The following is a 12,728-nucleotide window of genomic DNA, read 5'->3' on the forward strand; positions in this document are numbered from 1 at the left end:
ATGGATGCGGGACGTGGAAGGCATCGGCGCGTCCGCAGTTTCCTGGCTGTCCGCCCACCGCAGCGAGTTCGCCCTCGACGACGACGCGTTGGCCGAGCACGGCAGCGTGAACCGTACGTGGAAACCCCTCGGCGAACTCGCGCAGGTGTGCGTCACTGTCCGCCGGTACACCGAGCCCACGGACCCGCTCCACGGAGCCGCCTGCGAACTGCTGGACTTCGCCTGGCAGCAGACCGGACAAGGCGCGCTTTTCCTTGAGTTGCAGCGTCTCGAACCGTTCGCGACGTACCCCCTGGAGATCTACGCCGCGTTCGCGTCGGCGGGACTGCGCCACCCCGGTTACGAACGCACCGTCGCGGCGACGGCCCGTACCCGTAGCTGGCGGATGACCGAGCAGCAGCCCAACCGCCGCCTCGGCATTCTCAACTCCGAACGCCGCAGCGGCATCCCGCAGCACGAGGGGACGGAACGGGCGCTGCGGCGCACCTGGCTGGGTGCGCTCCCGGAACCGTGGACGTTCGAACGGGACGCCGGCTACACGCTCACCCATGTGATCTTCCACCTCAGCGACTGGGGGCTCGCTCCGCAGGACGTCCCGCAGGACCTCGTGGAGTATCTGCGGCAGTGGCTGCCGCCCTGGCTGGACACCTGCCTGGAGTACGAACGCTGGGACCTGAGCTGCGAGTTGCTGGCCGTGGCGGGCATCCTGCCCGGCCCCCCGGACGGTGTGCTGCTACGGGAATCCTGGGCGGAACTCAACCGGGCACAGGACGCCTCCGGCGCCGTCCCGGAGGTCGGCGCCGGGCGTGCGGGCCACCCGCTCGCGGACGACTTCTTCGCCTGCTACCACTCGACCCTGATGGCGGCCTACGCCGCCGTGCTCACCGCTCGCCGGCTTCGCCGGAGCACCGGCGAGGGTGCGCGGACGGGCGACCGGCCCGCCCTCGCCCACACGGAGCCGTACGCGGCTCCTCCCACGGCACCTCACGCAATGCGACCGGGACACAGCGGGAAAGGAGCGTCGAGATGACCAGCACCCGCCTCATCCACACCGTGGGGACCGGCGCCCTGGAGTGGCTCCACGCCCACCGCGACCAGTTCCGTCTGGAGCAGGACGTGGACCCGGAAGTGGGTTTCCTGGAGCGCTTCAAACCGATCGGTGAGCTGGCCATCATCTGCAAGGTGCTGTTCCGCGAAGGCGTCGCCGGCTCACGACAGGCGCAACTGGCCCGGCAGCTGCTCGATCACGCCTGGGGCCACGCCCTGGACGGCGGCCGGATGCTGGTCCGGGGCCAGCGCATCGAACCCCTCTCGCCCATCCCCTTCGAGGTCTACCTGCCGTTCAAGGAGCTGGGCTACAGCGACCCGGAGATGGAGCGGGCCTTCCGGCGCGTCCAGCGGCTGGAGAGCTTCGCCGCCCTGGAGATGTCATCGGTACGCCGGCTGGGACTCTCCGCGGTCCAACGCCGTTACGGGCTGCCGCCCCGGCCACCGGAGTCCGAGGTCGTCGGCCGCACCTGGCTCGGCCGGACCCCGGAACCCTGGACCGCGGAAGGGCACATCGCCTACGACATCACGCACACCGTCTTCCACCTCACCGACTGGGGCGAGAACCCCGAGGGCCTGCCCACCCCTCTCGCCGACTACCTCGCCGTCTGGCTCCCCGTCTGGCTGGACGACTGGCTCGACCTGCAACGCTGGGACCTGCTCGGCGAACTGCTCGTCGTCGACGCCTGCCTGCCCCGTCCCACCCTGGACGAGCGCGCCTGGGAGGGTTTCGCCGCGGCACAGCAGCCGGACGGCGCCATGCCCGCGCTGCGTACGATGCCGCAGGGCGAGCCCGACGAGGTGTTCGACCTCGTCTACCACCCGACGCTGGTGGCCGCCTTCGCCTCGGTACTGGCCACCTCCCGCGCCCTCACGCAACTGGCGCACGCGCCGGCATGACGACCCCACGCCCCGACCCCTGGCCGGGCGGTCCGCCCGGCCCCACCGAGAGGCCCGTGACCGGCCGCCCGTCGCCGACCTCGCCCCCGTACGGCGAGACGCTGCGTGAGCGGCTCGACGAGGCCATCAGCGCCACTGACGCACCGGACGCCGTCTTCGCGCTCTCCCGGGGCGGCCGTCGCACGGTGCGCTGCGGCGGCACCGCGCCGCCCCCGCCCGTTCCCCGCGATCGGCTGCGCTACGAGATCGGCTCCGCGTCCAAAACGTTCACCGGTCTGCTCCTGGCCCAGCTGACGCACACCGGCGTCCTGTCCGGAGGCGAGCCTGCCGTCACCTGCCTGGACCCGGCCCGGCGCATCGGCCAGGACCCCGTCACCCTCGCGCACCTGATCACCCACACGTCCGGGCTGCCCGCCCTGCCCGCCGACTTCTACCGCCGGGCGCTGCCCACCTGGCGCACCAACCCCTACGCGGCGTATCCCGACCGGCGGGTGGTGGACGCCTTTCTGCGCCGCCGGCAGCCCCGGCGGCCCGGCACCCGCTGGCACTACTCCAACTTCGGGGTGGCCGTGCTCGGTCACGCCCTGGCCGCCGCCACCGCGACGCCCTGGGACGACCTGCTCACCGGGCAGGTGCTGGGGCCGCTCCGACTGCACGGCACCGCCCTCGAACCTGCCGGGCCCGACATCGACGCCATCGGACACCGCAAGGACGGCTCGACGCCCACGCCCCCGTTGCTCATCGGTGGATTCCGGTCGGCGGGAGCGGTGCGCGCCACCCCGGGCGACCTGCTGACGTTTCTCGAAGCCCATCTGGACCCGTCGGGCAGCCGCCCCCTGGCCGACGCGCTGCGAGCGGTACGCCGCCCGGTCCTGCGGCGCGGCTGGGGGCACCGGCATGTGCACACCGTGGGCTGGTTCCAGCACCCCACCGAGGACGGCCCCATGTACTTCCACGCCGGAGCCACCCTCGGGCAGCAGGCCTTCCTGGGATTCAGACCCGACACCGGGACGGCACTGGCCGCCGTGTGCACCCGCCGCTTCCGTGCGCACGAAACCTTCGTGGCGACGGCGTACGCACTGCTGGCCGAGGCGTGAGGCAGCGGTCGGCGAGCGGTCCGGCCCTCCGACCGGCGACGGGCGGGTGGGCGGTCCGGCCCCGCGACCTGCGACGGTCAGGTGGGCGGGCGGTCCGCCCCCCTCGGACCTGCGACGGTCAGGCGGGTGAGTGGACCGGCCCCGACCTGCGGCGGTCAGGCGGGCGACCGGACACCACCCGTCATGTGTCGGACAACGGGCGACCGGTCACCACCCGACATGCGACGGACAGCAGGAGAGCGGTCGCCTTCGACCTGACGGACGGCAGGCGAGACCGGAATCCTTCCGAATCTCCTTCCGACCTGCGACGGTCAGCGCGCGACCGGTCACCCAGGACGGCGGCCGGCAGGACGACTGCCACAGGCGCGGAACGGCGGCGCGAGGCACCGGGGCCCCACGCCGCTCAGGCCCCCGGGAGCTACAGACGTCCGCCGCCGCCCCTGCTTCCGGGTTCCACCCCGTTTCAGCCGTGCGTCAGACGCGCTGCCACAGGGCGGGCGTCCGGGCCGGCTGCCACACGCCCTGCGCCTGGTGCGACTGAAGGCACTCGTAGGCGACACCGTTGTGGACCACCCGTACGCCGGTCCCGTAGACCTTGCCGGGGCTCCACTTGCCCGCGGGGCGGTCCTGGACTCCGGGCGTGCTCTCGTCCGTGGCGGTCTTCAGCGTCAGTCCGAACTCGGTGAGCACCGGGTTGACCGGCTGGTGGAAGGTGACGCCGCCGCTCTTGCAGTCGCCGGAGCCTCCGGAGGTGATGCCCTGTGCCTGGGTGCCGGAGAGGTAGGGGCCGCCGGAGTCACCGGGTTCCGCGCACACCGTCGTCCGCGTCACCCCCTCCACGACGCCCTCCGCGTAGGTCACGCTGGTGCCGTGCTGCTCGATGGTGCCGCAGTGCCAGCCGGTGGTGGAACCGGACCGGCAGATCGCAGCGCCCACCAGCGCCTCCACCGAGCCGGTCACCTGCACGTCCTTGTCGTCCTTGCCCTTGACGGCCGACGTGGTGGTCCACTCGCTGTTGACGCTCACCCAGGACATGTCCTGGCCGGGAAAGGTCGAGGACTCGAAGGAGCCCTGGGCGATCTTGTTGAAGCCGGTGGTCTTGGCACCCGTCTTTCCGCAGTGCCCGGCGCTGGCGAAGCCTTGCTGTTCTCCCTTGGTCACGGAGAACCCCACCGAACAGCGGGCCATCTCGTCGATGTAGTACGCGTCACCGCCGCGGACGTCGTGCAGGGCACGGGGCCGGTCCGCGCTCACCTTGACCTGCACCTGCCGCCTGTTGACACCGGCGGTCGCCACGAGCGTGCGGGCGGCCCCCCGGCTCGTCGCCTGGACCGTCACGCGGTTGGTCCGCACGTCGACGTAGCGGACCGGCGTGTCCAGGCCCCGCCCTGCGGCGGCGTCCACCTTCGCCTTGACGGACTTCAGGTCCGCCAGCGAGTTCTTGACGACGACCGCCTTCGCCCCGCCCGCCGTGATGGTGGAGACGTCCGCGGCCTCGGTGGTCGCGACGGTCAGCTCGGCGGAGGTCGTGCCCGTCACCCAGGCACCCGCGAAGCGCTTGCCCAGAGCGTTCTGGAGCTTGCCCGCCCGCGTGCCTGCCTCCGCCTCGTTCGCCAGCCGGGCCCTGGCCTGCGCACCGGTCAGTCGCAGGTCACGCTTCATCGCGTGCAGAACGGCGGGCGACGGGCTGTCGGCACCGAGCGTCCGGGCAAAGGACGGCGCGGGGGGTTCGACGGCCGCGGCGGAAGGCAGTCCCGTCAGCGCGAGCGCGCCGAGCACGGTGAGGGAGACGCAGGCGGCTCCGCCGAAGTGTCTGTGGACCATGAGGTGACCTCGATGTCGGGTTCGATGGCAAAAGGGCGTCGAGAATCTAGACCTTGCCGACATGGGCACAGAAAATGTCCACTTCCGCCCGGTTCTGTGCTTTGGGTGACATGAAGAACCCACCCGGCGCAGTACCGGATGCCGACGGACCTTCTACCGGGTACGTGCTCCGGCGATCCGGTGGGGCGCGCCGATCTGGCATCGCATCAGGTGCGCGGGCGCGCACGGGCTTTGACGTGTGGAGGACGCGCGGGACGTGGGCCGGCGGGCGATCGCGGTGTCCGACGGCCGTAGGGAGCATCGAGCGGGGGCATTACGAGGCGGGACGGGAGGCAGCGCAGGCCCGCTCGGCGGAGGCTGCGAGGAGGCGCGCTCGTCGACCCGGCGACCGTCGCGGCGAAGCCCGGCGCTCGCGGGCGGGCCGAACGCAAGGTCGCTCGCCGCGCGTGTGCGTGAGCCGGAGCACGATCCTGCGCCCGGTCGACGCTTTTCCTCAGAAGCAGGCACGGTGCGTTGGGGTGGCCGAACCGCCCACGTGGCGCAAGGCCGACCACCGCGAGCGCCACGCGGTGGGGGAGGGGGTCCAGCCACATGAAGAGGACGGCACCGGCATGCGCCAAGCTCGCCGCTCGCCACGGCGCGCACCTGCTGGTCGCGGCCGTCAACGAGTGCATGTGACTGGCCCGGCCGATCACCCCGTGGCTACCCTCGGGCCCCATGAGCCAGCGGCGGCACAAGAAGCTCTCCCGACGACTCTTCGAAGCCATCTGGGGTGGTGACACTGCCGTCGTCAAGGCGCTCCTGCGAAGTGGAGTCGACCCGGGCCGGGCGGACCGTGAGGGCACGACCCCCCTGTACGAGGCGTGCGTGAACGGGAAAGCCGAGATCGCGCGTCTGCTTCTGGCGGCCGGGGCCTCCCCGAACGCCCGGAGCAGCGGACTCGGCGCAGAAGGCACGCCCCTGTGTGCGGCCGCCTGTTGGGGGCACACCGAAACGGTGCGCGAACTGCTGGCGCACGGCGCTGATCCGAACCTTCGTGAGGATCACCGCATGGGCTGGGCGCCCCTGGAGTGGGCGATACACGGCTCTCATCCGGAAACTGCCGATCTTCTCACCGCAGCGGGAGCCACCCGGATCGGAACTCCGTAGCACCGTTCGCGATCCGCACGCGCCCGCCCGCCCGGACGGAGACCGAAGGCCGGCCGTAGCCCCTTCCGGCCCGCGATCGACGCATGTCCCCCGGTACGCCGTGGCGTTCGGCCTCATGGGACTCGGGCTCCTCACCCCCGGCACCGGACTGATCGGACAGGCAGAAGGCGGCAACGCCTTCACTGCTGCCGACCTCGGCAGCGACACCGCGTCCGCATACTGCGCGCGCGACGCGCACCGCGTCCCCATCGAGGACACCGCGCAGAACTTCTCCTTCAGTGCCGCCGCCAGCCTCCGCATCCAGCAGACGGTCAAGGACTCCCCCTCCATCGCCCCACAGCTGAGGCCACGGCTGAGGCACTCCCGGACTCCCGCGATGCTGATGATCGCCGAGTGCTCGTCCCAGGTCCGCCAATGGGCGACCGCCGTCCTCGCCCATGCCCCCGCCGTCCGTCGCACGCAGTACATGCCCGGAGTCGGGCACCACATGTGGAACGGCCTCGGCGACAACGACGGCCGAGCCGCCCGCGCCATCACGGCGTTCCTTCAGGACAAGTCGGCGCCTCTGCCGAACTCCCCGACTCGCGAGGAGGTTTCCACGTTCTTGCGCGGCCGCGGATGAAGGCCATGGGGCCGCCTGTCGGCCAGTCAGGTCATATTTGATGGCTCATCAGCGCTTTGAGGCCTCATCGGCGCCGAGATGTGAGATCTCCTTAAATGTCCGGTATGACAATCATCCTGGCTCGAAGGAGTTCCACTCGCATGACTGCCTCAGCATCTCTTCGCTCCCGCGCTGCCCGTACGGGCCCGGCATCCCTCACCGCGCTGGTCCTCGCAGGCATGGCCTTGTGGGGGGCACCGGCGGCCCTCGCCGCGCCCGGTGACTCCGGAGACATCAAGATCCACAAGGCGGGCACCAGTTTCAATGACAGCAGGGACGAGACCAAGGTCTGCAGGTTCAACCTGGCCGCGTCCAATTTCGAGACGGTCCCCCTGGTCAACTGGACGGTCACCGCGCAGCCGAAGACGCCCAGCATGCCGACTCTGACCGGGGGCATCACGATGGTCGGCGGCCGGGGCCACACCTCCGACTACTCGCTCCCCAAGGGCCTGTACCAGCTGACCTGGACGTTCCCCGGCGGCGTTCCCAAGCAGAAGGTCTTCCGGGTCGACTGCGCCATCAGCGACGACAAGAACACCACGCCGAGCGGCGCGGTCGGGGCGGGTGGCGGCGGCGTGCCCGGGGCCGAGAACGGCGACTCGTCGGACGTGATGGCCCCCGTGCTCGTACTCGGTGCCGCGGGAGCGGCGGGCCTGATCCTCGTCCGACGGGCACGTCACCGCACCCATGGCGCCGCGTAACGCCCGACGCCCCCGCCGCCGACGCGGCCCGACCCGGGCCTGCCGTCTTGCGATCACGATCAGCGTGACGGTTTCGGTGGTGACCGGCATTGTCTGGGCATGCAGTGACACGCCCGCAGACATGCCGGTCACCACCGCTCACGGGGCGGATTCCGGCACCCCCGCGGTGCCCAAACCGGTCCGGGCCTCCCACCCGCCCTTGCCGCGTTCCTCCGCGACGAAGCTGTCGGTGCCTGCCATGACCATCGAGGCGCCGATCACCGGCCTCGGGCTCGACCGGGCCGGACGCCTGGCCACCCCGCCGGTGGACAATCCCCGCCTGGCCGGGTGGTACCGGGACGGCCCGAGCCCCGGTGAGGCGGGCACCGCGCTCATCGTCGGGCACCGCGATACGCGGACCGGTCCCGCGATCTTTCTCAACCTCAACGCGCTCGACCCCGGCGACACCGTCAGCGTGCTGCGTGCGGACCGCAGGACAGCGGTCTTCACCGTCGACGCCGTGCGGACCTACAAGAAGGAAGCCTTCCCCGACGCCGAGGTCTACGGCAAAACCCGCCGCCCGGAGCTTCGACTCCTTACGTGCGGCGGAAAATTCGATCGCAAGACCGGATACACCGCCAACGTGGTCGTGTTCGCGCATCTCACGGACGTGAAGGAGGCATGACGCTGGGGATCCGGGCCCGTCCGGTGTGCGCGGGCTCCGATCCGGGACGTTCCCGGGGGAACACCGAGCGCCTCCATCCGGCGTGACCCGCAGAGGGGTGGAGACGGCGGGGAACGGGGAAGTTCGGCACGTACGGCAGCCGGACGGCGTTCGTGCGCAGGACACTCTTGGGTGAGCCCTCGCTCACGGGTGAAGGACGTGGAGGCGCCACGCGTCCACAGGAGTCCGGGCACCGCTTCTCGTTCGGCCTCGACAGGGACCCCGGCCCGCCGCCCGCCCACCCGGCGCCGATCGCGGACGAGTCCCGCACGATCCCGTACACGTACCGTCCGATCCCGCACGATCCCGTACACGTACCGTCCGAGGAGAGGCGGTCAGATCGTGAGCGGAGCAACCGGGCGTCCGCGGTCACCCGGAGCTGCGCGTGCGCGTGTCGTTCCGGGCACCCGAGGGATTGACCGTGCGGGCGGTCGTACTGCGAGGTATCCGTCCAAGCCCCGGGTGCGGGCGTCCGCTCGACGGCCTTCCGGACCGGCGGGGGATTCCTGCGGCGGTCACCACGGCAGGAAGGCGTGGACGGTCTTTCCCGCGTCCTCCGGCACGGTGATGGTCTGCTCGGCGACGGCGTTGATCAGGTGCCATCCAATGCCACCGCGCCCGGAGAGATCGGCGGGGCGGGGCTTCGGCGCGGTGGGGCTGGTGTCGGTCATGGCGATCTGCACGGTGTCGGCCATTGCCCTCAGCCGGAGGCCGAAGGGGCCGGGCGCGTACGCGAACGCGTTGGAGGCCAGCTCGGTGACGACCAGCAGTACGTCGTCGTGCGCATCGGGCGAGGACGGGGGCTGCATGCGCCGCAGGGCGCCGAGAAAGACGGCCGCGCTCTCACGGGCCTCGGTCACATCGCTCAGTTCACCCGAGAAGTGCCAGGTCTGTTCGACGGCCAAGGTATTCAGATCGGATGCGCTCGGCAGGGGTTTGCGTTCGACGCCCATGGCACTCTCCCTTTCGCTCTTCCGGAACCGGAGGGTCGCCAGTTCGGCTTCCCGATCCCTGCGTGGGTATGTCCGTCTTCCGGCTTTTGCGTCCTCGGAGTAGCAATCCGCGGGCATCTCAGGACCTGGGCAGACGAGGGCGGGCCGCCCTCGTCTGTATCTGGCGCTGCGCCGAGCAAGCCGGCGGTTCCCCTGGGCATCGACAAGCGCGCGTCCCGACCGATGTCACGGTCGTGGCGCGCGCTCATCCGCTCCTCGGGGCGCCGTTCCGCACCTCAGCGCACCGACTCCGCCCTGGCAAGGGAACAGGTCTCCGGTTCCAAAGCGTGGGAGGTCCGCTGCGTGGTCGGTCCCTGTTCAGTGTTCGCGTGCGCCGGTCAGGGGGTGCCCGGCCGGGCGGTCGTGCGTGGGTTCGGCGGGTGCCGGGACCGTTCCCGCGTCCCGCGTCGAGGGCACCGGGGCCGGTTCCGTGAAGTAGTCGGGGTCCCTGGGGCGGGCCCGGGTCAGTCGCAGGGGGCGGGGTGCCGGTTCGAGGTGAGGGATGTGTTTGGAGCAGTGCACGTACGCCTCGTGGAGGGTGAGGTACGTCCACAGCACGGGCTGCCGTCCCGGAGCGGGGTCGGCGGGTATCCAGGGGTGGGCGGCGCGTATCTCGTCCTCGCCCAGGAGCCGCGCGGAGCCGTTGACGTGCAGTCCGATGTGGTCGCGGGTGAAGTCCATGAAGAGCAGCCCGATGTGCGGGTTCTCGCTGATGTTCCCGGCGCTGGCCATGACCCCGTTGCCGCGGTACTCGGGGTAGGCCAGGGTGCGCTCGTCCAGGACGGTGACGAAGCCCGGAGGGCCGGCGCGGAAGGTGGCGTCGCAGTGGCCGCGGGCGTCGGCGGTCGACAGGAAGACCATGGACTGGCGGCCGATGAAGTCACGCATGGAGGAGGTGAGACGGGGGTGGACCTGACGGTCGTAGAAGGCGTCGGCGCGTTCGCTGGTGCCCAGGTGGGTCTGCAGCAGGCGCTCGCCCTGCGAAGGGGTGGCGTCGGGGTGGGTCACAGCTGGTCGGTCTCCTGAGCGGGTCGGGGCGGGGTGCGGGGTGCGTCGAGGACGGGGGTGCCGAGCCGGTCGCGGTGGACTAGGGGATCTGGATGAGGCAGGCCCCCCGAGCCGTGAGCGGCGCGGCCCTCACGTCCCTCTCCCGGAGGGCTCGGGGCGGCGGCGCACCCTCGCTCGGCGCTCGGCGCTCGGCGCTCGGCGCTCGGCGCTCGGCGCTCGGCCCTCGGCCCTCGGCCCTCGGCCCTCGGCGCTCGGCGGGGGAGGGCCGGGTGTCGCGCGCGGCGCCGGGGCCACCGGGCTGAGCAGTTGTGCCGACAAGAGAGCGTTCGCAATCCTCGGAGAATGTCCCGTACCGTTCGAGGCACCCAGCCTCGAAGGTTGAACAGTGGATGAGTCGTGGTGCAGGGTGCGCGACTGAACGGAACCCCTACCCCGCGAGAGCCGATGCGAACTCGGTGATCTCGACGCCCCCACGGGCCCGATCCTCGGGCGGCCTTCGCGGCGGTTCCCGCATGCGGCGAGCGTCCACGAGAAGCCGCGTGGTCCGCTGCCCGGGGGAGCGGCGCTCAGCCGCGGCGGTTCGGCTGCCCGTCAGCAACTTCCCCTGGGCAGGGACGTGTTGCGCCCCTCGACGAGGGCGTTTCGCGCCCCGCGACGCACCCGTCGACAACACCCACGCGCCCGGGGGCAGCGGTCGACCGCTGCCGCCTGCGCTCCGCGAGGAACGGCCCGCAGGGCGGCGGGACATGGTACTCCGCGGCCCGGCAGTCGCAGGAAGCTGCCTGTGGCGGCACGGTACTTGAGTAAATGATTGTATGTAGCAATGATCGTTGACATTCAGCAGACCTACGAGCAGCGGACGTACCTGGACCGCATCCTGGAGCACTGGCACGAGGACGAGGACGCGGAGGCACTCGTCCAGGGCGCCCAGCGGCTGACCCGAGGAGAGGCGCGTCGGCGACTGTTCCGCCTGGGGCACGCGCTGCGCGGGCAGGGGCTCGTGCCGGGCGACGGCGTGGGTCTCTTCCTCGCCAACCGGGTGGACTCCGTCCTGGTACAGCTCGCGGTGCACCTCATCGGCTGCCGCGTGGTCTTCCTGCCGCCCGAGCCGGGTCCCGGCGAACTCGCCGCGCTGGTGGAGCAGTCCAGGGTGCGCGCGGTGGTCGCCGACCCGCTCTTCGCGCGGCGGGCCGCCGCCGCGGCCGGCCGCAGCGCCCACGCGCCCGTACTGTTCAGCCTCGGGCCCTGCGAGGAGCAGTGCACGGACCTGCTGGCACTGCAGGCCGAGTGCCCCGCGGTCCGCCCCGAGGGCGTGCCCGCAGCGGGAGCGGACGAGGCCGTAACCGTCCTCTACACCGGCGGCACCCTGGGCCGCCCCAAACTCGCCGCGCACAGCCACCGCCTCTACGACGCGCTGGTGGACCTGACGAAGAGCGACTCCGAGGACTCCGGCCCGACTGCCTTCCTGACCTCGCGCCCGGCCCCGACCCCGGCCGCCCTCCCGGACGTCGGCCCCGTCGCGGCCTGGGATCCGACCACGGACCCGGCCCGGCACCGCGTGCTCGCCGCCACGCTCCTCACCCACGGGAGCGGTCATCTCACCGCGATTCAGGCGCTGGTGACAGGGTCCGTCCTCGTCGTGCTGCCCGAGTTCGAGGCCGGGGCGGCGCTGGAGGTGCTGCGCGAGGAGCGGATCACCGCCGTCATGTTCGTACCGCCGATGCTGTACGCGCTCCTCGACCACCCGCAGTGCGCGCCGGGAACCCTCCCCGCGCTGCGGCGTGTCGTCGTGGGGGGCGCGGCCTCCTCGCCCGCCCGGCTCCAACAGGCCGTCGACGTCCTGGGCCCCGTGCTCAGCCAGGGCTACGGACAGTCGGAGGCACTGGGCATCACCGCGTTCGGCGCGGAGGACCTCGCCTCCGAGGGGGCCCGGCAGCCCGAACTCTGGCGCAGCTGCGGCCGGGCGATATCGGACACCGAGATCGAGATCCGTGGCGAGGACGGCGCGACGACCGTGCCCGCCGGGCAGGTCGGCGAGGTCTGCGTACGGGGCAGGACGGTGATGCTCGGCTACTACGAGGATCCGGAGCGCACCGCCGAGGCGCTGCACGACGACTGGCTGCGTACCGGGGACATGGGCTACCTCGACGCCGAGGGACACCTCTACCTCGTCGACCGGGCCAAGGACATCATCGTCACCGGCAGCACCAGCGACAACGTCTACTCCCGCGTGCTGGAGGACTTCCTGCTCACGCTGCCCGGTGTGCGCGACGCGGCGGTACTGGGCGTACCCGACGAGGAGTACGGGGAGGCGGTCCAGGTCTTCCTGGCCACGGCCGAGGGCGCCGACGTCGACCCGGAGGCGGTCGGAGCGGCGGTGAGCGCCGAACTGGGGGAGTTGTACGCACCTCGCAGAACGGTCCTGCTGGACCGCCTGCCGACGACCAAGGTCGGCAAGGTGGACAAGAAGGCGCTGCGCGCCGCGTGGACCGAAGCGGCCCCGGACACGCCGTAGCGCGGCGCGGACCCGGGCAGCAGCCCGGAAGCCGCCTCGGCCTCTCGGGCCCGGGACGGGCCGCGGCACCTCGCGCAAGCAAGAACTGCTCGGGGCGGGCGGGCGTGGGTGTTGCACGCTCGGACGCCCCC

General features: G+C 71.7%; 11 protein-coding genes. 8 read left to right on the forward strand and 3 right to left on the reverse strand.

Annotation, left to right across the window (positions count from 1 at the left end):
- Positions 1 to 4 precede the first annotated feature (4 nt).
- From ACQPZG_RS03715 to ACQPZG_RS03725, 3 genes are read left to right on the forward strand one after another with little or no spacing between them, the layout of a single operon-like run.
- The gene (locus ACQPZG_RS03715; protein ID WP_433544298.1) at positions 5 to 1,030 is read left to right on the forward strand and encodes a DUF6895 family protein; all 1,026 of its coding nucleotides are present in this window, start codon (positions 5 to 7) and stop codon (positions 1,028 to 1,030) included.
- A complete protein-coding gene (locus ACQPZG_RS03720) occupies positions 1,027 to 1,947 on the forward strand; it encodes a DUF6895 family protein (protein WP_433544299.1) in 921 nt (306 codons plus the stop codon). Before ACQPZG_RS03715 ends, ACQPZG_RS03720 begins: the two co-directional genes overlap by 4 nt.
- Positions 1,944 to 3,044: a serine hydrolase domain-containing protein gene (locus ACQPZG_RS03725; RefSeq protein ID WP_433544300.1), complete on the forward strand. Its 1,101-nt coding sequence runs from the start codon at positions 1,944 to 1,946 to the stop codon at positions 3,042 to 3,044. The genes ACQPZG_RS03720 and ACQPZG_RS03725 overlap by 4 nt, the downstream gene beginning before the upstream one ends.
- 474 nt (positions 3,045 to 3,518) lie before the next feature.
- Here the strand turns inward: ACQPZG_RS03725 and ACQPZG_RS03730 are convergent, their stop codons facing one another.
- The gene (locus ACQPZG_RS03730; RefSeq protein ID WP_433544301.1) at positions 3,519 to 4,868 is read right to left on the reverse strand and encodes an alpha-lytic protease prodomain-containing protein; all 1,350 of its coding nucleotides are present in this window, start codon (positions 4,866 to 4,868) and stop codon (positions 3,519 to 3,521) included.
- A gap of 717 nt (positions 4,869 to 5,585) precedes the next feature.
- Between ACQPZG_RS03730 and ACQPZG_RS03735 the strand changes: the two genes are divergently transcribed.
- From ACQPZG_RS03735 to ACQPZG_RS03750, 4 genes are all read left to right on the forward strand, one after another.
- The gene (locus ACQPZG_RS03735; protein WP_433544302.1) at positions 5,586 to 6,017 is read left to right on the forward strand and encodes an ankyrin repeat domain-containing protein; all 432 of its coding nucleotides are present in this window, start codon (positions 5,586 to 5,588) and stop codon (positions 6,015 to 6,017) included.
- 115 nt (positions 6,018 to 6,132) lie between these two features.
- A complete protein-coding gene (locus tag ACQPZG_RS03740; protein WP_433544303.1) occupies positions 6,133 to 6,639 on the forward strand; it encodes a hypothetical protein in 507 nt (168 codons plus the stop codon).
- A gap of 140 nt (positions 6,640 to 6,779) precedes the next feature.
- Positions 6,780 to 7,379, forward strand: coding sequence for a hypothetical protein (locus ACQPZG_RS03745; protein WP_433544304.1), 600 nt, complete (start codon positions 6,780 to 6,782; stop codon positions 7,377 to 7,379).
- A 64-nt stretch (positions 7,380 to 7,443) separates the two neighbouring features.
- Positions 7,444 to 8,043: a class F sortase gene (locus ACQPZG_RS03750; RefSeq protein WP_433544305.1), complete on the forward strand. Its 600-nt coding sequence runs from the start codon at positions 7,444 to 7,446 to the stop codon at positions 8,041 to 8,043.
- Between the two features lie 554 nt (positions 8,044 to 8,597).
- Here the strand turns inward: ACQPZG_RS03750 and ACQPZG_RS03755 are convergent.
- Both ACQPZG_RS03755 and ACQPZG_RS03760 read right to left on the reverse strand, forming a co-directional pair.
- Positions 8,598 to 9,035, reverse strand: a complete 438-nt coding sequence (locus tag ACQPZG_RS03755) for an ATP-binding protein (RefSeq protein ID WP_433544306.1) — start codon at positions 9,033 to 9,035, stop codon at positions 8,598 to 8,600.
- Between the two features lie 357 nt (positions 9,036 to 9,392).
- On the reverse strand, positions 9,393 to 10,082 hold the full coding sequence (locus ACQPZG_RS03760) for a pyridoxamine 5'-phosphate oxidase family protein (protein WP_433544307.1): 690 nt from the start codon (positions 10,080 to 10,082) through the stop codon (positions 9,393 to 9,395).
- An 823-nt stretch (positions 10,083 to 10,905) separates the two neighbouring features.
- Between ACQPZG_RS03760 and ACQPZG_RS03765 the strand changes: the two genes are divergently transcribed.
- Positions 10,906 to 12,597, forward strand: coding sequence for a class I adenylate-forming enzyme family protein (locus tag ACQPZG_RS03765; RefSeq protein ID WP_433544308.1), 1,692 nt, complete (start codon positions 10,906 to 10,908; stop codon positions 12,595 to 12,597).
- Positions 12,598 to 12,728: the final 131 nt, after the last annotated feature.

This window comes from Streptomyces sp. CA-294286 (genome assembly GCF_050947155.1).
Taxonomy (GTDB): Bacteria; Actinomycetota; Actinomycetes; order Streptomycetales; family Streptomycetaceae; genus Streptomyces.